This is a genomic window from Bartonella sp. AC535YNZD (assembly GCF_042196625.1).
Classification (GTDB): domain Bacteria; phylum Pseudomonadota; class Alphaproteobacteria; order Rhizobiales; family Rhizobiaceae; genus Bartonella.
The window spans coordinates 37,465-62,126 of record NZ_JBHIQP010000008.1; the positions used below are offsets into that span (position 1 = coordinate 37,465).

General features: G+C 37.0%; 27 protein-coding genes and 1 tRNA gene. 9 read left to right on the forward strand and 19 right to left on the reverse strand.

Annotation, left to right across the window (positions count from 1 at the left end; all coding sequences use genetic code 11):
* Positions 1–89 precede the first annotated feature (89 nt).
* From ACFIM8_RS06130 to ACFIM8_RS06145, 4 genes are read left to right on the forward strand one after another with little or no spacing between them, the layout of a single operon-like run.
* Positions 90–752, forward strand: a complete 663-nt coding sequence (locus tag ACFIM8_RS06130; RefSeq protein WP_375614652.1) for a lysozyme — start codon at positions 90–92, stop codon at positions 750–752.
* Positions 749–976 (forward strand): hypothetical protein, encoded by a 228-nt coding sequence (locus tag ACFIM8_RS06135; protein ID WP_375607125.1) that lies wholly within the window; start codon positions 749–751, stop codon positions 974–976. The genes ACFIM8_RS06130 and ACFIM8_RS06135 overlap by 4 nt, the downstream gene beginning before the upstream one ends.
* Entirely contained in the window at positions 909–1,112 is a 204-nt protein-coding gene (locus tag ACFIM8_RS06140) for a hypothetical protein (RefSeq protein WP_375607124.1), read from the forward strand. The genes ACFIM8_RS06135 and ACFIM8_RS06140 overlap by 68 nt, the downstream gene beginning before the upstream one ends.
* A complete protein-coding gene (locus ACFIM8_RS06145) occupies positions 1,105–1,317 on the forward strand; it encodes a hypothetical protein (protein WP_375614653.1) in 213 nt (70 codons plus the stop codon). Before ACFIM8_RS06140 ends, ACFIM8_RS06145 begins: the two co-directional genes overlap by 8 nt.
* 169 nt (positions 1,318–1,486) lie before the next feature.
* Here the strand turns inward: ACFIM8_RS06145 and ACFIM8_RS06150 are convergent, their stop codons facing one another.
* From ACFIM8_RS06150 to folE, 6 genes are all read right to left on the reverse strand, one after another.
* The gene (locus tag ACFIM8_RS06150; protein ID WP_375614654.1) at positions 1,487–2,035 is read right to left on the reverse strand and encodes an antA/AntB antirepressor family protein; all 549 of its coding nucleotides are present in this window, start codon (positions 2,033–2,035) and stop codon (positions 1,487–1,489) included.
* 272 nt (positions 2,036–2,307) lie between these two features.
* Positions 2,308–3,465 carry a tyrosine-type recombinase/integrase gene (locus ACFIM8_RS06155; RefSeq protein WP_375614655.1) on the reverse strand — a complete coding sequence of 386 codons (1,158 nt, stop codon included), beginning with the start codon at positions 3,463–3,465 and terminating at the stop codon, positions 2,308–2,310.
* A 649-nt stretch (positions 3,466–4,114) separates the two neighbouring features.
* Positions 4,115–4,621 carry a hypothetical protein gene (locus ACFIM8_RS06160; RefSeq protein WP_375607173.1) on the reverse strand — a complete coding sequence of 169 codons (507 nt, stop codon included), beginning with the start codon at positions 4,619–4,621 and terminating at the stop codon, positions 4,115–4,117.
* A gap of 137 nt (positions 4,622–4,758) precedes the next feature.
* Positions 4,759–5,931: an alpha/beta hydrolase gene (locus tag ACFIM8_RS06165; RefSeq protein ID WP_375607121.1), complete on the reverse strand. Its 1,173-nt coding sequence runs from the start codon at positions 5,929–5,931 to the stop codon at positions 4,759–4,761.
* Positions 5,932–6,124: 193 nt separating this feature from the next.
* Positions 6,125–6,209, reverse strand: a tRNA-Leu gene (locus ACFIM8_RS06170).
* Positions 6,210–6,346: 137 nt separating this feature from the next.
* Positions 6,347–6,958, reverse strand: a complete 612-nt coding sequence (gene folE, locus ACFIM8_RS06175) for a GTP cyclohydrolase I FolE (RefSeq protein WP_375607120.1) — start codon at positions 6,956–6,958, stop codon at positions 6,347–6,349.
* Between the two features lie 125 nt (positions 6,959–7,083).
* Here folE and ACFIM8_RS06180 point away from each other — a divergent pair, with 125 nt between their 5' ends.
* The 3 genes from ACFIM8_RS06180 (at position 7,084) to thrS (ending at position 9,948) form a co-directional block, all read left to right on the forward strand.
* Positions 7,084–7,512: an iron-sulfur cluster assembly scaffold protein gene (locus ACFIM8_RS06180; RefSeq protein ID WP_375607119.1), complete on the forward strand. Its 429-nt coding sequence runs from the start codon at positions 7,084–7,086 to the stop codon at positions 7,510–7,512.
* Positions 7,513–7,863 carry a membrane protein insertion efficiency factor YidD gene (gene yidD / locus ACFIM8_RS06185; RefSeq protein WP_375607118.1) on the forward strand — a complete coding sequence of 117 codons (351 nt, stop codon included), beginning with the start codon at positions 7,513–7,515 and terminating at the stop codon, positions 7,861–7,863.
* Positions 7,864–7,971: 108 nt separating this feature from the next.
* On the forward strand, positions 7,972–9,948 hold the full coding sequence (thrS, locus tag ACFIM8_RS06190) for a threonine--tRNA ligase (protein WP_375607117.1): 1,977 nt from the start codon (positions 7,972–7,974) through the stop codon (positions 9,946–9,948).
* Between the two features lie 1,043 nt (positions 9,949–10,991).
* On the opposite strand, the gene ACFIM8_RS06195 is transcribed toward thrS, so the two are convergent.
* The 5 genes from ACFIM8_RS06195 to ACFIM8_RS06215 all read right to left on the reverse strand — a co-directional run bounded on the left by ACFIM8_RS06195 (position 10,992) and on the right by ACFIM8_RS06215 (position 14,885).
* Positions 10,992–11,495, reverse strand: a complete 504-nt coding sequence (locus tag ACFIM8_RS06195) for a MerR family transcriptional regulator (RefSeq protein ID WP_375607116.1) — start codon at positions 11,493–11,495, stop codon at positions 10,992–10,994.
* Between the two features lie 196 nt (positions 11,496–11,691).
* Positions 11,692–12,006: an integration host factor subunit alpha gene (locus ACFIM8_RS06200; RefSeq protein ID WP_273791377.1), complete on the reverse strand. Its 315-nt coding sequence runs from the start codon at positions 12,004–12,006 to the stop codon at positions 11,692–11,694.
* Between the two features lie 77 nt (positions 12,007–12,083).
* The gene (locus ACFIM8_RS06205; protein WP_375607115.1) at positions 12,084–13,058 is read right to left on the reverse strand and encodes a beta-ketoacyl-ACP synthase III; all 975 of its coding nucleotides are present in this window, start codon (positions 13,056–13,058) and stop codon (positions 12,084–12,086) included.
* Positions 13,059–13,107: 49 nt separating this feature from the next.
* Positions 13,108–14,178, reverse strand: a complete 1,071-nt coding sequence (gene plsX / locus ACFIM8_RS06210) for a phosphate acyltransferase PlsX (RefSeq protein ID WP_375607114.1) — start codon at positions 14,176–14,178, stop codon at positions 13,108–13,110.
* 149 nt (positions 14,179–14,327) lie between these two features.
* Positions 14,328–14,885: a DUF177 domain-containing protein gene (locus tag ACFIM8_RS06215; RefSeq protein ID WP_375607113.1), complete on the reverse strand. Its 558-nt coding sequence runs from the start codon at positions 14,883–14,885 to the stop codon at positions 14,328–14,330.
* A gap of 221 nt (positions 14,886–15,106) precedes the next feature.
* Between ACFIM8_RS06215 and ACFIM8_RS06220 the strand changes: the two genes are divergently transcribed.
* Positions 15,107–15,586, forward strand: a complete 480-nt coding sequence (locus tag ACFIM8_RS06220; RefSeq protein ID WP_375607172.1) for an outer membrane protein assembly factor BamE — start codon at positions 15,107–15,109, stop codon at positions 15,584–15,586.
* Between the two features lie 76 nt (positions 15,587–15,662).
* Here ACFIM8_RS06220 and nusB read toward each other — a convergent pair whose 3' ends face one another.
* The 6 genes from nusB to glyA form a co-directional block, all read right to left on the reverse strand.
* On the reverse strand, positions 15,663–16,133 hold the full coding sequence (gene nusB / locus ACFIM8_RS06225) for a transcription antitermination factor NusB (RefSeq protein ID WP_375607112.1): 471 nt from the start codon (positions 16,131–16,133) through the stop codon (positions 15,663–15,665).
* A gap of 2 nt (positions 16,134–16,135) precedes the next feature.
* Positions 16,136–16,591, reverse strand: coding sequence for a 6,7-dimethyl-8-ribityllumazine synthase (locus ACFIM8_RS06230; RefSeq protein WP_375610397.1), 456 nt, complete (start codon positions 16,589–16,591; stop codon positions 16,136–16,138).
* Between the two features lie 81 nt (positions 16,592–16,672).
* On the reverse strand, positions 16,673–17,290 hold the full coding sequence (locus tag ACFIM8_RS06235; protein ID WP_375607110.1) for a riboflavin synthase: 618 nt from the start codon (positions 17,288–17,290) through the stop codon (positions 16,673–16,675).
* Positions 17,272–18,399 (reverse strand): bifunctional diaminohydroxyphosphoribosylaminopyrimidine deaminase/5-amino-6-(5-phosphoribosylamino)uracil reductase RibD, encoded by a 1,128-nt coding sequence (ribD, locus tag ACFIM8_RS06240; RefSeq protein WP_375614656.1) that lies wholly within the window; start codon positions 18,397–18,399, stop codon positions 17,272–17,274. The genes ACFIM8_RS06235 and ribD overlap by 19 nt, the downstream gene beginning before the upstream one ends.
* The gene (nrdR, locus tag ACFIM8_RS06245) at positions 18,392–18,874 is read right to left on the reverse strand and encodes a transcriptional regulator NrdR (protein ID WP_375607108.1); all 483 of its coding nucleotides are present in this window, start codon (positions 18,872–18,874) and stop codon (positions 18,392–18,394) included. The genes ribD and nrdR overlap by 8 nt, the downstream gene beginning before the upstream one ends.
* Before the next feature lie 13 nt (positions 18,875–18,887).
* Complete coding sequence (gene glyA / locus ACFIM8_RS06250; RefSeq protein ID WP_375614657.1) at positions 18,888–20,201, reverse strand: serine hydroxymethyltransferase; 1,314 nt, start codon at positions 20,199–20,201, stop codon at positions 18,888–18,890.
* Positions 20,202–20,527: 326 nt separating this feature from the next.
* Between glyA and argC the strand changes: the two genes are divergently transcribed.
* On the forward strand, positions 20,528–21,460 hold the full coding sequence (gene argC / locus ACFIM8_RS06255) for an N-acetyl-gamma-glutamyl-phosphate reductase (protein WP_375608301.1): 933 nt from the start codon (positions 20,528–20,530) through the stop codon (positions 21,458–21,460).
* A gap of 20 nt (positions 21,461–21,480) precedes the next feature.
* Here argC and ACFIM8_RS06260 read toward each other — a convergent pair whose 3' ends face one another.
* Both ACFIM8_RS06260 and ACFIM8_RS06265 read right to left on the reverse strand, forming a co-directional pair.
* Complete coding sequence (locus ACFIM8_RS06260; RefSeq protein ID WP_375610401.1) at positions 21,481–22,572, reverse strand: COX15/CtaA family protein; 1,092 nt, start codon at positions 22,570–22,572, stop codon at positions 21,481–21,483.
* 131 nt (positions 22,573–22,703) lie between these two features.
* Positions 22,704–24,527: a hypothetical protein gene (locus ACFIM8_RS06265; RefSeq protein ID WP_375614658.1), complete on the reverse strand. Its 1,824-nt coding sequence runs from the start codon at positions 24,525–24,527 to the stop codon at positions 22,704–22,706.
* Positions 24,528–24,662 lie beyond the last annotated feature (135 nt).

The following is a 24,662-nucleotide window of genomic DNA, read 5'->3' on the forward strand; positions in this document are numbered from 1 at the left end:
CTTAACCAAGCTATCTTTCCGAATGAGAAAGATGTCAATTTTTTTAATCCAGCTCTGCTTTTTGCGGAGCTTTTTTTATGGAGAAGCATATGCGAAAAATATCATCAGAAGGACTTGCACTTATCAAACAATGGGAAGGTTTGCGTTTAAACGCCTATAAAGATGCCATTGGGGTGTGGACAATAGGTTATGGACATACAAACAGTGCTGGAAAACCTTTTATTTACGAAGGCATGACAATCACTGAAAAGCAAGCAGAAGAACTTCTTTGCCAAGACTTAAGACAATTTGAAAATGCTGTTGAACGCGCTGTTACAGTTTCATTAACAGATGAACAATTCGCGGCGTTAGTGTCCTTTTGCTATAATGTAGGAACAGGAGCCTTTTGTAACTCGACACTGTTAAAAAAGCTCAATCAAGGTGAATATGAAGCTGTCCCTGCCGAGCTACAGAAATGGACCAAAGCAGGCGGTAAGCGTCTTGAAGGTCTCGCACACCGGCGTGCAGCAGAAACAGGCTTATGGGCGAAAGGGGCTTTTGTTTCCTCCAATTATCAAACAGTAGAAACGCAAGCACCAACGGGGGTTTTCAAAGCCGAAGCTCTTGCACCGATTATTGGTTCTTTTTCAGGGCTTGGAGGCTTATTAGCAGGCAATGGTCCAGTGCAATGGGCGCTCGCCACTATCATGGTTTTAGCCGCATGTGCTGGCATTTTCTTTGTTGCTAAACGTTTTCAGGAACACCGCCTATGATCTTATGGATGAAAAGAAATCTGCTGTTAACAGGCGCGGCTTTAGCCGCTTTTTTTATGGCTTTGGCAAAAGCTTTTACCCTTGGAAAAAAGGCAGAACGGCAAAAGCAAACAGAAAAAACCTTAAAGGCAGCAACAACACGGCTGGAGGTGGAAAATGAAGTTAATCAGAAAAATGATACTGATGTGCGTACTGCTCTCTCTCGTTGGTTGCGGGACAAATAAGTATGTCTCTTGTGTTGGTTGGTTGCCAATTTATTTAGAGAGGCAAGATGTTAACGTCATCAGTTCCAATTTAGCAAGAGAGATCTTAAAGCATAACAAGCAGGGTGAACGTGTGTGTGGGTGGAAACATGGCTAGAAAAAGAACACAAGACGATATAGAACTTACAGAAGGAGAAAAAGAAATACTTCAAGAAATCATCATGACCTACAAAAGTGTAAAAGTGATGTCTCGTTATACGAAATGGATTGTACTCATTATAATCTTATTAGCGCTTGATTTTTCACGTATTATGGACGCATTGGTAAGTGTTTTTACACAAAAACCAAATATCCGACTCTAAATACATTCTGAGATGTGCGAAACTGTTTAGCAAATGAATTGTCAATTTCGCGCGCCTCACAGATGCGAGAGATAATATCGTTTTACACATCTCAAACAGTGGTTTTCAAAAGCTGAAAGCCTTATCCTCTCCCCGCTTTTGAAACGGGGAGATGAGTCATGTCGTTTACTTAAGCAGCTTTCGTAACAGATCTTGCTAAAACCCGCTTAGCTTCTTTAATGAGAGCTTTATATTTTCTATTCTCTTCATCCACTCTAAAAGCGTCAATAAGACGAACATGGATTGGACCTAAAAGATACAAAGCTTTTTCACCAGCACTCATACCCTCCCAGTAACTTGGCAAATCAAAGCGTGTATCATTATCATAATCAACAGATTGGCTTTTTAACTTTTTTTCACACTCGATAAAGTAACGACGGGCCTGTCTACCTTTCTCATTGCGTTCAACCATTGAAAGTTCTTTAGCCATGTCTAAGGTAAGGTGATAATCTATTGCTGTAATAGCTCTAGATTTTGCGCTCCCCAATTTTGGGGACCGCAAATCTTGTGTTTTTATAAAATCACTACCCTCTTCAAATTTATACTGATGAATGCGATCTTTAATCCAGGTAGAAAAATCTTTCCCTATTTCCAAAAACGCATGCAAATCACGAGCGTTTACCGTTTGAACAGTTTCCTGATCAACGATTTTTTCTTTAATTTCTATAAGCGTGTTCATAATGAACTCCTATGTGTTTAAATGTCTTCTATTGACACTCTAGAAGAGCGCCGGGTGCTAGAAAACACGGCACATAGCCCGTCGTTATGCCTTCCCCAAAAGGGTATTGTATAGCATAACCACACCCGGCAAAGCCATTATATGTGTGTAACATACAATGAGTCAAAGCCTTTAATGTGCTGAGAAAAGATTGTATCGGCAATCTATCCGCTATGTGTCTAAGGTGTTTTCTAGGCACCTGCTTCGACAATAGACACATTGTTATAATCCTGTCAAGTATCTCCTGTTATAAATGCAGCCCACTGTTCCAAGAGAGCATGGCGTTGTTCTAAAAAATCTGTCCGCATATAAGCTTTTGTCACTGAACTCCCAACTGAATGTGCAAGAACAGTTTCGGCAATCTCAAAGGGTGTTGACGTTGTCTCTGCTATCCAATCCCGTAAGCTGGAACGAAAACCATGGGGACGATAAGTCAAACCACAAATTGTCATATATTTTGCCATGCTTGCATCAGAAATTGGTTTGCCGGTAAGACCAGAAAAGAGAAAACCATTTTTTTCAAAGGGAAGAGATTTTTCAATCACTTTTAAAGCTTCATTACTCAATGGCACGCGAAAATCTGAAACTTTCCCTACAATACCCTTCATATTTTCTTTGGGTATCGTCCATATATCTTTATCTATTTGTTCAAGACGCAAATAGCGCAATGGATATGACCGTACCCCCGTCAAAATAAGCAACTTCAGTGCTAAATTTGAAAGAATCTTATCATCTAAATTCTGATAAAATGCCGGAACTTCTTGCCATGGCATAGCAGGAATATTTGTTGGTGTAGTACGGGGCTTTCCCAAAAGGGCGCGTGCTTTCATACAAGCTTGTAGATCAACTTCCAAACCAAGAGCCGCCGCATATTTCAAGCAAATGTTAATACGGTTTAACGCTTTTCGTGCTGTATCTGCTTTTTCATGCCAAAGGGGCGCAAGAACATTGCGAATGATATTAGCCGTTAATTTTTCTATAGAGAGGCTGCCTATGTGTGGAATAACGTGCAATTCCAGCGGAGAAAACCAACGCCCATTTTTGCCTTCATTTTTTAACTCTGCTTTTTTACTTTCAAAAGCCGCAATTGCAATCTCACTGAATATGTTGCTTTGCTGTTTTAAAACGGTTTGTTCTCGAAAGACAATAGGGTCATTGCCTTCTCTGAGAATAGCACTATAATGCTTGGCAAGTTCGCGCGCTTCTTTCAGAGAAAGTTGTGCGACTGGACCAAGCCCCATTTCACGGCGTTTGTTATGGTATGTATAACGAAAGAACCAAGAGCGCGTATTGTCTTTTCGAACATTCAACCATAGCCCTGCTCCATCACAGTATTTACCTTGAGAAGCAGACTTGACAAGCAATGCTGATAATCTATGAATCCCCCTCACTTAATTTCCCTTCTCGTCCACCTTTTCACACATTGCTCGTCCACCTTTTTGGGTCCACCTTTTAGACCACCTTAATTTTTTGATTTGAGATTTTTTCTTTAATTCTTAATTTTTTTATTGGAACATAAAAAATTATAGACATCAATATGCTCTTGCACATATTTACATAACTTGATTCTTGTTGCTAAGGCCTGATTCGCTCTCTGGGGGCACCATATGTTTTTTAATTACGTGTAGCTTTTCATTTTCCGAGTGTTTTTAAATTCAAGAGAAGGTAGAGGTGAGCGTGAATTTACAAAATATGTTATTTTTATCAAACTTCTTTTTAATACTTTAAATTCAGCTAATTTCTACCAAGGAAAATATTAAAGTTTAAGTTTCTAATGAATATACTAACAACTTCATAACATTGGTAAAATTATCCGGCGGGCTATTATTAAAAGAATCAGAAAGTTTTTTGTAAAATTCTTTCCACAAACATTTTTTTCAATAAAGCCACCTAATTCATCAGCCTTAACTTTAGCAAAGACATAAGGCATGTGTTTCATTTATTAAAGCAAATTCTTTTCTTTAAAAAGGTTGTAGCCTTCTATCTAACAGCGTTTTTGCTGTAAAATTCAAATTATCTATCTGCTCAACTAAAGAACTTTTATTGTTTAGCTTTTGTGCTTTTTTCAAAGAGATGTGGACTTTCAAGAATAAGCTTTTCTCGTGCTTTTTGTAACTGTTTAATGACTTCATCAATCTTTGACGGAGAACAAAAAGATTCTTGGCTATTCAACAAATGCAGCCTCTCCTTTCCCTCATATAAACATTGCATCTGAGATTGAAGTATTCTAACTTCTTGAAAAAAAAGACGTCCTGTTTCCTTAAAACCATTATTAAGTGCAAAAAGTTGATCAGAAATAGATAGCAGAATTTGTTTTAAAAAACGCTCATTTTCTTGGCGTTTACGATATTCTAAAATAAGAGCATGGCTTATTTCATCTAACTGTTTTTTTGTAGAATCAATTTGACGCAATAAATTTGGTTTTTCCCCCATATCACCTTTTCTCACCTTCACAAGCATAGCATGAATGTCTAATAACTTAATTGCGGAATGAGATAAATAATCAACAACTGTAGGCGTATTAACATAGCGTTCCCGTGCAATCATCACAAACTCACCTAATGACTGTTTTTTACATTCATCCCGCTATTTATTTTTCATTTTACAAGACCATTCTAAAGAAAGTGCTAAAAAATATTACCTCCAATACATTATTCGATGGAGCCCTTTCTCTCTTTTCACGATCAACGTGGAATCCGTGGAGAGAGAAAACGTACAGGTGTATAAAGGATAAGATGTGTTGTTTTTTCCAACACACTACTACCATCAGCAAGAAGGGCTTGACTAGGTGACAATTCTGTACCTTGCATAATTGTGGAAGCCAAAGAACCTTCTCGAGAAAGAGCCATCAACGTTGGCGAAGATGCAAAGACATTGTGTGCTCCCCCATCCACATGAGAAAAATCAAGAACAGCTATTCCATTTTTACGCAACATTTCGATATCTGAGCCATCGCCCACACGATGATGTCCACCCGTAAGACGTCCTGAAACGGCAAGAGCTTTATCCGCTCTGGATACTAAAATAGCGGTTGGCTGCGGGAGTTTTTTTATATCATTAAGTTGGCGCTCAAATACATCAACATCAATATCTGGTGCAGCCATTAATAAACTTGTAATACGACGAATAGGCCTATATTTTCCCTGTAACGCTAACGTTCTAAATGCTTCCATTATAACAAAATTGCCCATAGAATGTGCAATAACCGAAATTTGATCAGCATTGGTTTCACTAATAAGTGTTAAAAGCTCTATCAATCCGTCACGGGCAAAATTAGCACTGTCACGATCATAAATATAAAGAGGAACTGATCCGGCCGAAGGCCAAGAATAATGCACAGCGACAACATTTAAAGAATAATCGTGTGTAAACTGTGCTGTACGAAATGTACCATCTGCAAAATTATTATTATACCCATGGATAAAAAGAAAAATTTCTCTTTTTCCTTTTGGCTTTTTTGCTAAAGCAGCATTTAATTGCTGTTTAAACTGTTCTTTATTATCGTATTTTTGCAATGCTACTGCTGCAAAATACTTATCATGCGTAGGTTTATAGGCATTTATTTCAACAACTCCCTTTACATGTTGCTGAGGAATTCCTACGTCAACGCGATTATAATGAACTTTATTTGATCGCTCTGCACCATAAGGTTGAGCGTAATTATTTTGCATCATACGACTTGTTGCAACATACACTGGAACGATGGCTTTTGGAGAAACTGGTTTCCCTTCAACTTCCCTTTCTACAGCAGTCATAGAAGGTGTTGCATGTACCCCATGCCAAAGTACAGCACGTGAATCACTACACGCTGATAATAAAGAAATACAAATAAGAAGTGTTAAATATCTCAGAATCATTATACTTCTCACTGCAACTTAACCCCACCTTATAAAAATATAACATTTCAAATGCATAGATAAAGTAATAAAAAACGAAACATTATTGGCAACACACCAACAAATAACATACAAAAAAGATTTTTCTATAATGCCTATAAATCCCCTCTCTCTAACATAACTTCATCTCATTATGGAGAAACTCACTGCTAACTGGTGCGGTCGAGAAGACTCGAACTTCCACGGGTTGCCCCACAGCGACCTCAACGCTGCGCGTCTACCAATTCCGCCACGACCGCACGTGGAAAGAAAAAACCTTAGTTTTTAGCCTTTAACAAATCATAAAGAAAGGTACAAGCCAATTTTCTTTTTCTCATAATTTATTTTATCCGGATGTTTTATAACTTAATAGGGATTACGAGAAATATGGGCTTTACTATGACCTTTGAACCATCATCATAAAATGTTCTTGTGCCGCTTGATCTTTTTCATAATAACCATGAAAGTTTTTTGTAATTGTTGTAGAGCCCTGTTTTTGGATTCCTCTCATAGCCATACACATGTGCTCAGCCTCAATCAATACTGCTATACCATGAGGCTTCAGATACGTTTTTAACGCGTGAGCCACTTGCGCTGTCATAGCTTCTTGAGTTTGTAAACGACGAGAAAAAATATCTACAACACGTACAATTTTTGAAAGACCAACAATTTTTGTATTAGGAAGATATGCTATATGTGCTTTCCCAATAATTGGGATCATGTGATGCTCACAGTGTGAATAAAAAGATATATTCTTTACGATTACGGCTTCATTGTATCCTGAAACCTCTTCAAAAACTGTACCTAAGGTTTCTTTAACCGATTGACTATAACCATTAAAAAGCTCGCGATATGCCTTGGCTATACGTTTTGGAGTATCTAAAAGCCCTTCTCTATTTGGATTTTCCCCTATCCATAAGAGTAATGTACGAATCGCCTCTTCCACCTCTTCAATACTCGGACGCTTTTCTTCAGATAAATTTGTGTCCTCTTTAACAACATTACGCATTCAAAAACTCCAAGCTTATTCTATACAAAGCATTTGCTCCATACCTATCTCATTTTGTATAATCTCTATATAAGCGAATTAAAAGTTTAAACAATCACGACTCTCAAAATTTCAGGCAATAGCGCATGATTGATACTATCTATAATGATAAAATACTTAAATATGCTGCACATATAGGCAAAATTGGGCGTCTTAATAATCCTGATGCAACATCAAGAAAACATGCACACCTTTGTGGTTCGACAATCACTGTAGATTTAAAAGTGGAAAATGGTATCATTACCGATTTTGCTCACGAAATACATGCATGTGTGCTAGGGCAAGCTTCAGCTTCACTTTTAGCATCTCATATCATCGGACAAACAACTCAAGATCTTAAAATATTGCGTGAAGTTATCTACCAAATGCTAACGCAAAATGGTCCTTCTCCTCAAGCTCCATTTGAGGATTTTTCTTGCTTACAGCCCATTAAAGACTATAAAGTGCGCCATGCAGCAACACTACTACCCTTTGATGCAACGATAGACTGCATTCAAAAAATTGAAGAAAAATAAATGTTCAAATCACAATCTAGACAAAAAAAGTTGACTCGGAATTACACAGGCACTTGGCAAAAGACACCCGGACGATTATTGGGTATTTTCTTAATACGTTTCTATCAAATAACACTTTCGAGTCTTATAGGCAATCAATGTCGCCATGCCCCGACTTGTTCAGAATATACATATGAAGCGATTGCACGCCATGGGCTTTGGGCTGGTGCATGGATGGGACTCTTTCGTATCATGCGTTGTGGGCCCTTTGGAACAGATGGCTTTGATCCAGTCCCTCCATCACTTGGAAATTCTTGCTGTTTTTATAAACCTTGGCGTTACTGGAAAATTTCTGACAAACACAATAAATAATCCTTTTCTTTTTTTATATGTACTGATAGAAAGATTAGTCTATAAGTTTTTACTTAGTCACGAAACCATCCGCAATCGTTGGCGGAATTGGACTTAAAGGGTGTTTTTATGTCTTGCTCTATTTCTCTTTCTTTTCCTGACGGCTCAAAACATAATTACCCCCCCGAAATGACAGGCTTGGAATTAGCAGAATCTATTTCTAAATCACTTACAAAAAAAGCAGTCGCCTATAGTCTTGATGGCATCACGCGAGACTTATCGGATCCATTGGGACAATCTGGTCAAGTAGAGATTATTACCCGAGAAGACTCACGCGCTCTTGAGCTCATAAGGCATGATTGCGCCCATGTCCTTGCTGAAGCAGTGCAAGAGCTCTTTCCTGAAACGCAAGTAACAATAGGTCCTGTCATTGAAAATGGATTCTATTATGATTTTGCACGCCAACAACCTTTCACATTAGATGATCTCACTGTCATTGAAAAGAAAATGCGTGAAATTATCCAACGCAATAAACCTTTTAGAAAAGAAATTTGGTCTCGTGAAAAAGCGAGAAGAGTTTTTTCTGAGAAAAAGGAATTTTATAAAGTTGAACTTATTGATAGCATTCCTGAAAATCAAGATTTAAAAGTTTATTATCAAGGAGAGTGGTTTGATCTTTGTCGCGGACCGCACATGCAATCTACAGGGCAAATTGGGAATGCTTTCAAATTAATGAAAGTTGCAGGCGCTTATTGGCGTGGCGATGCCAATAATCCAATGCTCACGAGAATTTATGGAACAGCATTTGCAAATGAAAATGACTTAAAAGCCTATCTCCATATGCTAGAAGAAGCTGAAAAACGTGATCATCGCCGTTTGGGACGTGAAATGGACTTATTTCACTTTCAAGAAGAAGGGCCAGGAATGATTTTTTGGCACAAAAAAGGCTGGAAAATGTTCCAAAATTTGATCAACTATATGCGTAGGCGCCTTGATGATCATCAATATGCTGAAGTTAATGCGCCACAAGTTCTCGATAGGTCACTTTGGGAAATATCTGGCCATTGGGGCTGGTATAAGGAGAACATGTTCAAAGCAATTCCAGCAGTAGAAAATTCAGATCATAGGAATGTTTATGCTCTTAAACCAATGAATTGCCCTGGTCATGTGCAAATTTTTAAACATGGTTTAAAATCTTATCGTGATTTGCCTATTAGACTTGCTGAATTTGGACTTGTTCATCGTTATGAGCCTTCAGGCTCTTTACATGGTCTTATGCGTGTGCGTGGTTTTACACAAGATGATGCGCATATTTTTTGTACTGATGAACAATTAGCCGATGAATGTCTCAGTATTAATGATCTTATTTTATCAACTTATGCTGATTTTGGTTTTAAAGAAATCAGTCTTAAGCTTTCAACACGTCCAGAAAAACGAGTTGGATCTGATGCATTATGGGATCACGCAGAAAGTATCATGGAATCTGTCCTTAAAACGATTGAAACAAAATTTGCAGGACAAATCAAAACAAGCATCCTTCCAGGTGAAGGAGCATTTTATGGTCCAAAATTTGAATATACATTAAAGGATGCTATCGGTCGTGAATGGCAATGTGGAACAACACAAATAGACTTTAATCTCCCTGAACGTTTTGGCGCATTCTATATTGATAAAGATTCAGAAAAACGTCAACCTGTTATGATCCACCGTGCTATTTTTGGATCAATGGAGCGTTTCCTTGGTATATTAATCGAAAACTTTGCTGGACATATGCCACTTTGGCTTGCTCCTGAACAAATTGTTGTTGCAACAATTACATCCGAAGCAAATGAATATGCCCAAAAAATAACAGCAAAACTTAAAGCTACTGGGCTTTCCGCAACAATAGATCTCCGCAATGAAAAAATTAACTATAAAATACGAGAACATTCTTTACAAAAAGTCCCCGTAATTTTGGTATGTGGCAAACGTGAAGCTGAAACAAATAGCGTAAATATGCGCCGCTTAGGAAGTACAAATCAAACCCTTTTATCTGTAGAAGATGTAATTAAACAACTCTCAAATGAGGCAACACCTCCAGATTTGCAACGCGTAATAAATGCGTAATATCACAGAAAATTGTAATACGTTAATTTTTTACTATAAATCTTCAGTTTTTGTACAAAATGAAATAATTTGATATTGTAGTGTGTTTTTGTTTCATGCACAATGACCTATCATCAGAAAGAATAACGGCTCTTTCTCTACAAGGTAGATTGGTGAAAAAATTGAATGTAAGCTATGAGCTTGTTTAAATGAAAAAATCATAGCCAATTGAATATTAATAATAACATTAATCTTTTACCTTTATAATGAAAAGATTCTGCTATTATCATGGATAGATCATTACAATAATGATAGCAATATCAAGCAAGAAAACTGGAAACAAGATTATATTTATTAATAAAAAATATGTAAAATTACCTGAACAATGATATGTCTTATTCATAAGATAAGCCCTTATAAAAAAGACAAGATATTGATTTATAATCATAATATATCGTTATTCATATTAAATAAGACTTTGAATATCATAGGATTCTCTTATTTTAAATATGTTTATGTTAAATCTATCAAAATCATTTGCTTGCACCAAACAAGCGGAATAAATGTGTGGATAAAAATTATTGAGAAAGGACTTTTAAAATGCCTACAATGAACCGCCTAAAGTGCTAAGGATCGTTGCAATCATTGAGGACAGACTATAACTATAATGATGATGCCGACTTGCTCCTTCATAAATGTAAAAATAGCGACATTCAGCAGAGTTTACCATTATATCATTCACGAGGAATCATGGCAAAATAAGCTTAAGAAACATCTCTTTAAAACAAGCACATGAATCGGTAAGCCAACGGCATTCTACATCCCGCAATCTACACTGATGAGATATTGCCTTAATTTTTATAAAGCTAAATCAAAGAAAAATGGCAAAACTCAGCGTTTATTCTTTTTCCTCTTCATATTTTACCAAATTAAAAACTCTTATAAAAAACTCGTTAAATATACACATACGATACATGACCTCTCGTTGAACGTATTAAACTCTGAGCACATCCATAAAACGTCTAAATATCTACGAAACACATATAAAATAAAAAATATTATTATTATCGTGCTCTATCAAGAACACGCTTACATTCAATGAGTTCAAACAAAATTTCTTGTAACAATGCTTTATCAGTTTTGTCTTTGTAAAGATTCACAGAACCGACAGATGTTTCTCCCTCATTCCTCATGAAGCTCAAAAGCCCAAAAGAAGATTTTTTAGGCTTATTGCTTGCATTTTCAGAAGTTTGTCCTGCATGTTTCTTCTCTATGACCACATTCATAGCATCAAGATCACCATTACCCAATGCAGTCACAAAAGCAACACCATTTTCTTTCAAAAGGCGTTGCACACCTTTTATCGTATAACCCTGATCATATAGTAACTGCTTAATACCATTGAGCAAATCAACATCGACCGGACGATAATAGCGCCTTCCTCCCCCACGTTTCATTGGCTTAATCTGCCTAAAACGTGTTTCCCAAAATCTTAAGACATGCTGCGGAAGCTCCAATAACTCCGCTACTTCGCTAATTGTGCGAAAAGCATCAGAGCTTTTATCCATTTTGTAACACCTTATTTAAAACAAAATAAATTACTTTACAATGACTCATTCTGTTTCAATTTCTCAACAAAATTAGTCAAAAATAAGACCATCATTGACACCTTACTCACCAGTCTTTTTCTAAAAAACAAAGACTTTTATTTTATACATTTCTTTAACAAATACCAAACATACCATGGCATTTATTTATGAGATATCATTTTTTCTGTTTTGCACGATGCGAATCTAAAATTCTCTGTTTAAGAACATTGGCAGCCTTAAACGTCACAACACGTCGCGGCGGAATAGGTGCTTCAACACCTGTTTTTGGATTGCGTCCAACACGTTCATTTTTACTGCGAACCTGAAAAGTTGCAAAAGAAGATAATTTAACCGCTTCACCTCTTACAAGTGAGTTGCAAATCTCATCCAAAACCAATTCGACTAAAGCTGCTGATTCAGTATGTGACAAGCCCACTCTTTTACAAACTACGCTCGCTAAATCTGCACGCGTTACTGTCTTACTTGTCATTATAACCACCTATTAAAATATTAAAAATTACAAAATGACTTATACGTTTTCTTAAAATATGGTCAAGTAGCCATAATTTACCAACGAATAAGAATTGCTCCCCATGTAAATCCACCTCCCATGGCTTCTAACATGATAAGATCTCCTTCTTTTATTTTTCCATCGCAAACAGCTGTTGTTAAAGCCAACGGAACTGATGCAGCAGACGTATTACCATGTTGATCAACGGTAATCACAACTTTATCTAGTGAAATTCCCAGCTTTTTAGCAGATGCTTCAATAATGCGCTTATTAGCCTGATGAGGTACAAACCAATCTAGTTGTGAAGAATCCATACCTGCAGCTGCAAAACAATCATCAACCACATCCGTTATCATACCAACAGCATATTTAAAGACTTCTCGTCCTTCCATACGCAAATAGCCTGTCGTTTGTGTTGTTGAAGGTCCACCATCAACATATAGCTTATCTATATAAGCACCATTAGAGCGCAATTTCGCAGACAATATACCACGCTCAAAAGCAATATCCCCCTCAGTTTCTTGTGCTTCCAAAATAACAGCACCAGCACCATCACCAAACAAAACACATGTCGTACGATCTTCCCAATCTAAAATTCGAGAAAATGTATCGGATCCAATAACTAAAATTCTTTTAGCTCCCCCACACCGTAAATAAGAATCTCCTGTTGTTAAAGCAAAAATAAAACCAGAGCAAACAGCTTGAATATCAAAAGCAAATCCATGACTCATTCCCAAAGCATGCTGAATTTCAACAGCAGAAGCAGGAAAAGTACGATTCGGGGTGGACGTTGCTAAAATAATACAATCGATGTCTTTTATTGTTAAACCAGCATTTGTAAGTGCTGCTTGCGCAGCCTCAACTCCTAAAGAAACAGTTGTTTCATTTTCACTGGCAATATAACGTTGGCGTATTCCTGTACGCTGAACAATCCATGAATCTGACGTTTCAACAAACTTTGCAATCTCATCATTTGATAAACTTCTTTTCGGCAAAGCACTTCCTACACCCCGTATAATTGACCGAATCATTCAGCTCTTACCTTTTCTTCAAATTTTTTATTTCTATTATAAGAGCTTATCATAAGGACTCTCCATTCATCACTGCTTCATCTTCTTGGTCAAAAAGTGTTTCTTTATTTTCATGAAATCGCCGTAAATCAGCCGTTATTTTTTGTAAAAGTCCGTTATTAACCATCTCATAACCAACGCGGATAGCAGAAGCAAAGCCATTAGCATTAGCACTGCCATGACTTTTTATAACAACACCATTCAAACCTAAAAGCACTCCTCCATTCACCCTATCAGGATCCATTTTATGTTTCAGTATACGAAAAGCACCCCGCGATAAAAAATAACCAAGAGATGTTAAAAAAGAACTGCGCATTGCAGAGTTTAAAATCTCTCCTATCTGTCGCGCGGTTCCTTCTGCGGTTTTTAAAGCAATATTACCAGAAAACCCCTCTGTTACAACAACATCGACTGTTCCTTTTCCAATGTCATTGCCCTCAACAAATCCTTTATATTCCAATCCTTCTAATTGCACTTCACGCAATATCATTCCTGCTTTTTTTATTTCATAAAGTCCTTTAACCTCTTCCACCCCCACATTTAAAAGCCCAACACTTGGTCTTTCAGTGTGATATAAAGCGCGAAACATACCTGCTCCCATAACCGCCAAATCAACCAACTGACTAGCAGAGGCACCAATTGTTGCTCCAATATCTAAAACAATACTCTCACTGCGCAGTGTTGGCCAGATACCCGCAATACCAGGACGTTCAGCCTCTGCAAGCATTTTCAAACAAAAATAAGACATGGCCATAAGTGCACCCGTATTACCAGCAGAAATGCAAGCATCAGCTTCACCATTTTTTACCGCTTCAATGGCGTACCACATTGATGATTTACCACGTCCGTTACGAAGTGCTTGGCTTGGCTTTTCATCCATGCGTGTATAACTTTCTGTCGGGCAAAAGCGCGATACAGAATCCAAACAGGGATATTTTTTTAAAACCGGACAAACAGTCTCCTCTACCCCATAAAATAGAAAATAAATATTTGATAAATATTTTTGTACAATTGCTGCTCCTGCAATAGCTGCTTCTGGACCGTAATCACCGCCCATGACATCCACAGAAATTCTAATCACGCTTGCATATCCCACATCTTTTCATTTACATCTTTAAATACATATTATGATTTTTGGCTCCTGAATACTCACACAGAATATCCTGCGAAAATCGCTCCGCAGAAAATACCGTTTAGCATACAATAGATATTTTTTATATTTTTTTACAATCACTTCCAATTTTTCAAAACAGAAAATGGAGAGAATTTTCGCTCTGCTTCTTCTAAATTTTCAACCATATTCATCTTTATCCCTTCTTTACGTGGATAATGATTAATAGACAACTCAAAAAACTCTTCCATGATTGCGCCAATATCAATTTTATCATCATAAAACACTTCAGGAGTATCAAGCCCCTCTACATCTAAAAACAATTCCCCTGTATCCTCTGATATTTTGGGCTTCATCAAATTTGAATCTTCAGGAACAAAAACAACCTCAATATTTTCACAAAGGATATTTTCTAATGGTTCTAATGTAACAACACATAACTGTAGTATACGCGCTTGCAACAGACCTTTTATACGCACTCCGCGTTTTTTCCACGGGAAAATATGAAATTTTCCCTCACAAGATTTTACTTCAATTAAATCATGGTTCTGGGCTAAATGTGTACATTCTTTTTTGTTTGCACAAAAATGAACCCTTATACCTTTAGCAGGGAGAGAACGTACAGATATTGGATAAGCCAAAGCAAATGTCATTTGAGGAACATTTTGAACATTCATAGACAACTCCCAAACATAAAAACACGTAAAGCACCATGTTTTTATTTATCTCAAGTATTTATGCATTTTTTTCTTTTCTAAAGAAATTCTATATGGCATAATTTGCTTTATAACAGGGAAACTCAGTGTAAGCTACGGTAGATTAAGTTAAAATTAGAAAAAACTTGAGGTTGCCTTCTTGTCCTACATCTCAGTATAAAAAGGAGATATCATTGTTTCAAATGCCTCACATAATAGCCTTAATCAAACGTAAATTATTGATTGGTCTATCAATAGCAAGCATAGGAATGCTTGCTGGGTGTAGTCTTCTTGATTCTTCAGGTTCGAGCCAAATTTATAGAGAAGGCTATGTTCTTGATAAAAATGCTCTAAGTTCTATCTCTATTGGCTCAAGTCAAGAGCAAGTTCTTTTAACTTTAGGGACCCCTTCATTAAAAACAAAATATGATAATGAAGTTTTTTATTACATCTCACAGACACGTTATCGTGGGATGCAGTTTATGAAAACAAAGATTATTGATCGCAAAGTTTTAGCTATTTACTTCAATAAAAATAATCAGGTTGCAAAAGTTGCAAATTACGGGTTACAAGACGGTCAAGTGTTTGACTTTATTACACAAACAACGCCAACTGTAACGAAAGAACATCCTTTCTTAATTCAAATTATAAAAGGCCCTGCGAATTTGCCACCCCATAACTAAATCATATAGTCTGCGTACCGTTTCAATATTATAGGTCTGATAATATCAGATCTATAATGGAGGGGATTTGTAACTCTTAGAGTCGGACTTTTTTTGCCATACTGTCGAGAACTGCATTAACAAGTTTTGGCTCTTCACCTTCAAAAAACGCCTTTGCTATATCAACATATTCATTCATAACAACTGCAATAGGGACATCTTTACGGTTGATCAATTCCCATAAACCTGCTCGTAAAATTGCGCGTAAGATAGAATCAAGACGTGAAAGAGACCACTCTGCAGAAAGCTGTTGATGAAGCAGCGGATCAAGCTGCTTTTGATCTTTTACAACACCCGTTATAATAGCCAAAAACCATTGAAAATCAGCTTCAAGATATTGGTCTCCATCAATATCTTTTCCCAAACGATAAGCCTCATACTCAGCTGCAGTTTCCATCACCCCCGAACCCACGATATCCATTTGATAGAGTGCTTGAACTGCAGCAAGTCTTGCTGCTCCACGTTTATTGGCTGAACGCGGAAAATGTCTGCTTTTTATATCAGCCATATTTAACGATTATCTCCAAATCTCTTTTTTAGAGCGATCATACATAAAGCAGCTTCAGCCGCAAAACCACCTTTATTTTTGTCATCTAGTTTTGCACGCACCCATGCTTGTTCTTCGTTTTCAACAGTCAAAATACCATTTCCAATAGCCAAGTGTTGATGAACAGTTAAATCCATCAATGCACGACAAGAACCATTAGCAACAATTTCAAAGTGATATGTTTCACCCCGAATAACACAACCAAGAGCAACATAACCATCATACGATATCTTGTTTTGTTTAGAAAAAGCTATTGCACTTGGTATTTCTAATGCTCCAGGAACCGTTACAACATCATAACTTGCTTCAGCTTTTTGCAAAGTATTCACTGCACCTCTCAAAAGCGCATCAGAAATCCCCTCATAAAAACGTGCCTCAACAATCAATACGTGAGGCTTTTTACCTATCTCTTTCATCATAATGAAATTCCACAAAAAACGAATCAAAAAAATCAAAGTTATAAAGCATAAAATTCTGAAAACGATCAATAGAGTGTTGGCTTATTCATCTTCTCTTTTTAAAGTAAAAAGTTTTGCAGCATAACGAGCAAGTTGATCAATTTCCAAATTTACCCGATCTCCAATTTTAGCTTGTCCCCACGTTGTCATTTCGAGTGTATGGCGAATAATAAGAACATCAAAAACACAATCCTCAACACCATTAACAGTCAAAGATGTCCCATTAAGTGCAATAGATCCCTTATTAACAATAAAAGGCATAAATTGTCTTGAAACTTTTAAATAAAAGCGAATTGCATCCCCTTCCTTTTTTTGATCAATGATTTCAGCCAAACCATCAATATGACCAGAAACCAAATGTCCCCCCATTTCATCACCCAATCGAAGCGAACGTTCCAAATTAACAAAAGTTCCTTTTATCCATTGTGCAAGATTCGTTAAACGTAATGTTTCTTCCCACGCTTCAACAACAAACCAATTGGAATCTTCTTGCTTTAATCCTCGCTCTACAATTGTCAGACAAATTCCCGAACAAGCAATTGATGCGCCAATTGCTAAACTTTCTATAGCATAGCGTGTGGAAATCTTTAAACGCATCCCCTGCTTTAAAGGTTGAACATCTTCAACACAACCAATATCCGTTATAATTCCTGTGAACATAATGTCTTACGTCTCCACTTATAAAAACGGTCATTTCCAAACATTCTTGTCTCAATCTCATGAAACTGCGAAAGATAATTTCCAAAATGAGGGGCTTCAATACGATTTTTGCCTAAAACAATGGGGGTATGAAAACATATCAAATAATCAACACAACCAGCATTCAAAAATTTTTCCCCCGTCTTGACGCCCCCTTCCAATAAAACACTATTAATCCCATGTTTATAAAGCATCTGTAAAAGAGCAAAGGGTTCTACACAACCATTGTTCATCTCGACCGAATAAACAGACACACCATATTGCTCCAATGCATTTTTTTTGCTTTTCTTTGAAAGATCTACATCACAAATAACCCATGTAGGGATTTTTATTGCTGTTTGGACAACTTTTGCATCAAGGGGGATAGATAAATCTGCATCCAAAATAATACGAATTGGTGAGCGCATTTCCATCCCTGGCAAGCGGCAATTGAGTTGTGGATCATCTGCGAGTATAGTTCCAATACCAACGAGGATAGCATTATTTTGAGCACGTAAAATATGCGTATGGGCATGAGAAAGTGTTCCACTAATTTTTACGCTGCCCTTCTCTTTTTTTCCAACACCATTATCTGCAGAAATTGCCATTTTAAAAGTGACCGCACAGCGTTGTATCTTTCTTATGCACCAATGCGTCCATAAGGATTCAAAAGCCTCTTCAGCTAAAATGCCCTCAACCACTTCAATACCCGCCGCTCGCAAAAGAGCAATACCATGACCATCAACACGCTTGTCACAATCAGTCAGCGCAACAACAACTCGAGAAACACCTGAATCAATAAGTGCATTCACACACGGCGAAGTTTTTCCATAATGCGCACAAGGTTCTAATGTAACATAAGCAGTAGCTCCTTGAGCCAAAGAACCTGCCATGTGTAAAGCTTGCACTTCCGCATGAGGACTCCCATGAATAGCTGTTACGCCATAGCCAACAATAAAAGCCCCTCCACCATTATCGTTTCGCACAATTAATGTACCAACTGAAGGATTCTCACCTGTAAGACCGACATGACGTTCTGCTAAACGAATAGCTGCAGCCATAAACCGTTCATCTTGCACTTTTTTATTCATCAAAACGAGATTCTGTATCCGCGATACCCTTTGACAATTCATCTATAACATCGTGAAAATCGCTTGCATTACGGAAATCTCGATACACAGAAGCAAAACGAATATAAGCAATATCATCAATTCTTTTCAATGCTTCCATCACAAGATGCCCAATTTTTTCTGAAGAAATCTCTGGTTCTCCCAAACTTTCAAGCTGGCGTACAATGCCAGAAATTGCTCGTTCAATATGATCAGGATCAATATTGCGCTTACGTACAGCCACATCAACTGATCGCATTAACTTATCACGATCGAAAGGTTCACATCGTCCACTTTTTTTAGCGACTAAAAGCTCACGCAACTGAACACGTTCAAAAGTTGTAAAGCGACCAGCACAAACAGAACAAACACGGCGGCGTCGAATCACTGCCCCCTCTTCTGCAGGACGCGAGTCTCTAACCTGTGTATCCTCATATTGACAATAAGGACAGCGCATCTCTTTTATATCCTTAACAAGCGCTGAGATAAGAGTAAAGAGGAAATTGATTCGTTATATCTTCCACCTTTTTCTTAACAGCCATTTCAACAGCATGATTATCTTCATCACTTTTTGCGTTCCGAAGACCATCAAGAACTTCTGAAATCAAATGACCAACTTGAATAAATTCTTTTTCTAAAAAACCACGCGTTGTAGCAGCAGGTGAGCCCAAACGAATTCCCGATGTTATAGATGGCGTTTCAGGGTCAAAAGGAATACCATTTTTATTGCAGGTAATATGAGCGCGTCCTAAAGCCAATTCAGCACGTTTACCTGTTAGATTTTTGGAACGTAAATCAACCAACAATAAATGATTATCTGTACCGCCAGAAACAATATTAAAACCATTATTCTGTAATGTTTTTGCTAAAGTTTTCGCATGTGTGACCACCTTGGCACTATAATTCTTGAAAGAAGGATGCAAAGCCTCCCCAAATGCAACAGCCTTTGCCGCAATCACATGCATTAAAGGCCCCCCTTGAAGACCAGGAAAAATAGCAGAATTAATTTTTTTGGATAAAGCCTCATCATTTGTCAATATCAAACCACCTCGGGGACCTCGAAGCGATTTATGTGTTGTTGTCGTTACAATATGCGCATGTGGAACAGGTGAAGGATGTACGCCACCAGCAACAAGACCAGCAATATGAGACATATCAACGAGTAAATGAGCACCGATTTCATCTGCAATTTCACGGAATTTTTCCCAATTCCAGAATCGAGAATAAGATGAGCCCCCTGCTATAATAAGTTTTGGCTTATGTTCTTTTGCAAGTCGCTCAACCTCATCCATATCAATAATCTGATCTTCTTGACGTACACCATAGGAAACAACATTAAACCATTTTCCTGACATATTAACAGGTGAACCATGCGTAAGGTGACCACCAGCATTTAAATCCAACCCCATAAATGTGTCACCAGGCTGAAGTAAAGCTAAAAAGACAGCTTGATTCATTTGGCTACCAGAATTAGGCTGTACATTTGCAAACGCAGCACCAAAAAGCTGTTTTGCCCTTTCAATGGCTAAATCTTCAACGACATCAACAAATTGACATCCGCCATAGTAGCGCTTTCTTGGATAACCTTCTGCATATTTATTGGTTAAAACAGACCCCTGCGCTTCAAGGACCGCTCTTGAAACAATATTCTCTGAAGCAATCAATTCAATTTCATGTTGTTGACGCTCAAATTCTTCCATAATTGCATCAAAGATTGCATCATCAACAGTTTGTAAATTATCATTAAAAAAGCGCTCTTGTGCGTCATTTTTTTGCTGAGTCATAAAATACGTTCCTAACATTAAAAAATAAAGTCATTAAACGATAACACAGCAAACCATGCAAACCAAACATTTTAAACTACTTACACTCAAAAATAATGATACAAATAATTATCCTGTTCCTTGTCATAGAGACAGCAAAAAACGTCTCTCATAAAAATGGTGAAAAATGAGGTTAAATTTCTTCTTTTACGCTCTTATTTGTTTACACCTTTTACAAAAAAATATTTATAATCTAAATAAATTCAATAATTTAATAATTATTATTTAAGTTGGTAATGATTTAAAATAATTTATAATATGAAAAGCTGAATATAGTAGAGAAAAGAATGGCAACCAAAGTTTTTATTGATGGTGAACATGGCACAACCGGACTACAAATACAAAAACGCTTAGAAAGGCGTACAGATTTAAAACTACTCTCTCTTTCTCATAAAGATCGCCATAATGTTCATCTACGACAAGACTATCTTAATCAAGCTGATATTGCTATTTTGTGTCTTCCAGATGATGCTGCACGCGAAACCGTTCATTGGCTTAAAAAAAATAAAAACATTAGGATTATTGATAGCTCGACAGCACACCGTGTTACACCAGACTGGGTTTACGGTTTTCCTGAAATGACAGCAGGACAAAGAAAGCGCATTCAAGCAGCACATTATGTAACCAATCCCGGATGCTATCCTACTGGTGCCATTAGTTTGATTCGCCCACTCCGTGAAGCAGGACTGCTAGACGCCGATTATCCCATCTCGATTAATGCAATCTCCGGCTATACCGGTGGTGGAAAACAGTTGATTTTACAAATGGAAAATCAATCTCAACAGAATATTAAGGAAAATTATTTTATTTATGGTCTTAATCTTGCACACAAACATGTGCCAGAAATTAAAATCTATGGACAAATCAATCAAACCCCAGTTTTTATACCAAGTGTTGGTCGTTTTCCCCAAGGAATGATTGTGAATCTTCCTCTGCATCGCCATTTATTCACAAAATCAGCAAACTGTTCTGATTTGCGCGAAATTCTCGCAAACCATTACGATGGACAAAATACCATTTTAGTTGCATCACAAGAAGAAACTGTTTCACTTGAAAGACTTAATCCAGAGTGTTTAGCCAATAAAGATGGTATGAAACTGTTCGTATTTGGCAATGATCGCGAAGGCATTTTTAATCTCAGCGCCATATTCGATAATTTAGGAAAAGGCGCATCAGCTGCAGCTATCCAGAACCTCGATTTAATGCTTTCAAGCGACTAAACCTCCCTACCCACAAACTTTTATTCAACAACGCGATATGCCCCTTTCGTTGCTCGCCAGTGCGCAACCGCAAAACATAACACAGCTAGTGCCATACTTTGATGAATGAGCCCTAAACTTATCGGAACCTCATGTAACAGTGTTAAGATACCCAAGACTGCTTGGATAATAATCATAACACAGATAAGAAATGCACGACGAGAATGGGTTGAATGTGGAGCATTTTTTTGTACATAGAAAGCATGAACAACTGAGACAATAAATAAAAAATAAGCAAAAAACCGATGAATAAATTGAACCATTAAGGAATTTTCGAATAAATTGAGCCAAACAGGACGATGCTGCAACAATCCATCAGGAATAATCTGCCCATCCATAAGCGGCCATGTATTATAGACTTTTCCTGCATGAAGCCCTGCAACCAAAGCTCCGAAATAAATCTCTATCAAAACGAGAATAACAAGCCAAGACGCAAAATATTGCACCTTTTGATTTGCTGGCTTTTCTGAGTATTCTGCAAGTCCTCGAGATAAATAAGTAACAAAAACAATAACAAAACATGCCGTTATAAGATGAAATGCCAAACGATATTGGCTCACACTTGTTAAATTACTCTGCCCAATCCCTGAAGCGACCATCCACCAACCAATAAAACCCTGAAAGGCAATAAGGACTGGTACAATGATAAGCTGGAGTAAAATATTTTTTTCAATACGTTTAGTTGCCCAAAACCAAATGAGCCCTAATAAAGCAACAAGACCAACAAGACGCCCAAGAACACGATGCGCCCATTCCCACCAAAAAATGACCTTAAAAGCACTTAAGGTCATATCACGATTAAGAAGCTTATACTGTGCTATTTGTTGATATTTTAAAAATTCCTCTTGCCATTGATCCTCACCAATCGGTGGAATAACACCGTGTATTGGCTTCCATTCCGTTATAGATAATCCTGATCCCGTCAAACGAGTAGCGCCACCCACTAAGACAATTGCCAAACAAAGCAGTAAAATAGAGTAAAGCCACACCTGTATATGTTTTCTATTTTCCTTTTGCACAGGTGTTAAAAAGTTATCGTTTAATCTCTTTACTGCCATCTCTGATTGCCCCACGCTTCTCTCCAACTAAAATGCATTTTAAAATTAACATTAAATCTTTAATTTTAGTATGTACTATAACTTCAGCAAAAAACAAGCGTACCACTATAGCATATGATACATATTTCTTTTCTCTTTTACGAAGTTTATGATGCAACAACACGATAAACAGTCTTTGGAAAGCTGCTTACCATCCACATCATCCAATCTTGTTCATTAAGAACAGTATTACAAATATAATAGTCTGTTAGCTCTGCAAATTGTTCAAAACCATATTTTGGTTTGCTTGCCATCTCTAAAATGATAAAATCATATTCTTTTTTAAATTCTTGTAATATATGAGAAATATTATTTGAAAAATCTTGTGCAGAAACAGCACTTGTTAATCCCTGAGGAAGAATATCAACGCCCGTATCGTAATCGCGGTAAATAACATCATGCATCTGAGCATGGCCGGTTAAAACATCACTCAGTCCGCGATGTGGGCCAATGACTTTCTCTATTTGTTGACCAGAGATATCGATCAATAAAATTGTTTTGTTCTCTTTTGTGAGATGAAGTGAAAGCTTTGCCGCTGTCCGTGCAGCCTCTGGTCCAATAATTGAAATAACTGTTGAAGCATGCCATTTCAAAACATCAGATAATCCCTCTATCGTAATAAAAGCTTCAAGATTTTTTATTTCTTGAGAGACTAAAAGACTCTCATTCTTCTTGAGAGCATTTTCTTTTAATCTCACATCCTCTTCTGAAAGTTGGTCTTTTTTGCTTTTAAAGAACGGATAAAATAACATTATTCCTAGCAAAAGAGTAAGGAAGCTGGCCAATGCACCCACAAGAACATTTTTTCCATAAAGAGCCATAAAAGAAATGGGGGCTAATGTTGTTGGCATTACCACATTGATCTTTGTATTTTGTAAGAGAAGAGGGTTATCACTCAATCCCCAATATGAACCAATAACTTTTTCTCTTTGAGCAGATTTGCTCATCACTTTATTTTGTGCATCGACCGCTGCTTTTATTTTATTTTCAAACTCGTTAAATATTTCATTCAAAGATTGGGATTGATCTTTTACAAAAAAACTCACCCTTTTTTGGAGCTGTTTTTCCAACTCCGTTGCAATAATTATATCTGAATGAACTTGATAAACGATCTGTAAAATTTTATTGTTTAATTGATGAGAAACCGCTTCTAACTCCGCAGTCATTGCCTTAATTTGAGGATGTGTCCACCCCAATTGCGCCGCCATATGTGCTCTTTGCGTTTCCAAGAGATCACGTTTAGATTCCAGAGAAACAATTGCTGAATTATCTGCAATAAACGATAAAGACAGTAAAGACTGTCCATTTTCACGTATCATGTTAATCGTTGAATTCAAACTTGTTAAATGAATACGCTTTAAAGTTGCTTGCATTAATTGCATCGAAAGATCATGAAGCTCTGTTTGTTTGACACTATGCTGAATAAAAGAATCAACAGAGGACCGAAATTCCTGCACGATATTAATAATCGCAGTGTTATCATATTGTTTGTCTTCAGATTTATCATTTAACAAGAATTGTTTTTGTTTTATGATTGCTTGTGAAAATACGGAAAACCAAGTTTCCAACCCACGTTGTGCTGCTTCCTGTGTCTCAGCTTCAAAAGTAAGGTTGATAAGTTCACCATGACGCGATAAACGGATATTTTCCTGATTTTTTTTCTTATAAGAAACCCTTAAAGAAAAAGGAGAATCATTTGAAATTATAGGCTGTGAAAACAAAAAGGCGATAACATTGTCTTGCTTTTTAATTGGTAATGGCTTTCCAACAGAATCAGATAATGAAAATATTAAAGTTGCTTGGTAACCACGGGGCTGGACAAAATAATACAACCAAATCAAAGATACACATAGCATTTGTAATAGCAAAACAATCAAAATGCTTCGCCATACGGTACGTACGAATAGTCTTTTATTACATGTAAGACTCATCTTTATTTTAACCAGCAAAATACTTCTTCATATTGTTTTATTAAGAGAAAGTAGTAACTATCCTCTTAACTTGCTGTCATATTATTTTGAGATAATAAAAATATAAAATTTAAGCAAAAATGTTCAACAATAGCT

Coding starts and splice junctions, on each gene's coding strand:
- ACFIM8_RS06130 (WP_375614652.1), top strand. CDS start 90: ATGCGAAAAATATCATCAGAAGGACTTGCACTTATCAAACAATGGGAA.
- ACFIM8_RS06135 (WP_375607125.1), top strand. CDS start 749: ATGATCTTATGGATGAAAAGAAATCTGCTGTTAACAGGCGCGGCTTTA.
- ACFIM8_RS06140 (WP_375607124.1), top strand. CDS start 909: ATGAAGTTAATCAGAAAAATGATACTGATGTGCGTACTGCTCTCTCTC.
- ACFIM8_RS06145 (WP_375614653.1), top strand. CDS start 1,105: ATGGCTAGAAAAAGAACACAAGACGATATAGAACTTACAGAAGGAGAA.
- ACFIM8_RS06150 (WP_375614654.1), bottom strand. CDS start 2,035: ATGAACACGCTTATAGAAATTAAAGAAAAAATCGTTGATCAGGAAACT.
- ACFIM8_RS06160 (WP_375607173.1), bottom strand. CDS start 4,621: ATGATTGCACGGGAACGCTATGTTAATACGCCTACAGTTGTTGATTAT.
- ACFIM8_RS06165 (WP_375607121.1), bottom strand. CDS start 5,931: ATGATTCTGAGATATTTAACACTTCTTATTTGTATTTCTTTATTATCA.
- folE (WP_375607120.1), bottom strand. CDS start 6,958: ATGCGTAATGTTGTTAAAGAGGACACAAATTTATCTGAAGAAAAGCGT.
- ACFIM8_RS06180 (WP_375607119.1), top strand. CDS start 7,084: ATGATTGATACTATCTATAATGATAAAATACTTAAATATGCTGCACAT.
- yidD (WP_375607118.1), top strand. CDS start 7,513: ATGTTCAAATCACAATCTAGACAAAAAAAGTTGACTCGGAATTACACA.
- thrS (WP_375607117.1), top strand. CDS start 7,972: ATGTCTTGCTCTATTTCTCTTTCTTTTCCTGACGGCTCAAAACATAAT.
- ACFIM8_RS06195 (WP_375607116.1), bottom strand. CDS start 11,495: ATGGATAAAAGCTCTGATGCTTTTCGCACAATTAGCGAAGTAGCGGAG.
- ACFIM8_RS06200 (WP_273791377.1), bottom strand. CDS start 12,006: ATGACAAGTAAGACAGTAACGCGTGCAGATTTAGCGAGCGTAGTTTGT.
- ACFIM8_RS06205 (WP_375607115.1), bottom strand. CDS start 13,058: ATGATTCGGTCAATTATACGGGGTGTAGGAAGTGCTTTGCCGAAAAGA.
- ACFIM8_RS06215 (WP_375607113.1), bottom strand. CDS start 14,885: ATGAATGTTCAAAATGTTCCTCAAATGACATTTGCTTTGGCTTATCCA.
- ACFIM8_RS06220 (WP_375607172.1), top strand. CDS start 15,107: ATGCCTCACATAATAGCCTTAATCAAACGTAAATTATTGATTGGTCTA.
- nusB (WP_375607112.1), bottom strand. CDS start 16,133: ATGGCTGATATAAAAAGCAGACATTTTCCGCGTTCAGCCAATAAACGT.
- ACFIM8_RS06230 (WP_375610397.1), bottom strand. CDS start 16,591: ATGATGAAAGAGATAGGTAAAAAGCCTCACGTATTGATTGTTGAGGCA.
- ACFIM8_RS06235 (WP_375607110.1), bottom strand. CDS start 17,290: ATGTTCACAGGAATTATAACGGATATTGGTTGTGTTGAAGATGTTCAA.
- ribD (WP_375614656.1), bottom strand. CDS start 18,399: ATGAATAAAAAAGTGCAAGATGAACGGTTTATGGCTGCAGCTATTCGT.
- nrdR (WP_375607108.1), bottom strand. CDS start 18,874: ATGCGCTGTCCTTATTGTCAATATGAGGATACACAGGTTAGAGACTCG.
- glyA (WP_375614657.1), bottom strand. CDS start 20,201: ATGACTCAGCAAAAAAATGACGCACAAGAGCGCTTTTTTAATGATAAT.
- argC (WP_375608301.1), top strand. CDS start 20,528: ATGGCAACCAAAGTTTTTATTGATGGTGAACATGGCACAACCGGACTA.
- ACFIM8_RS06265 (WP_375614658.1), bottom strand. CDS start 24,527: ATGAGTCTTACATGTAATAAAAGACTATTCGTACGTACCGTATGGCGA.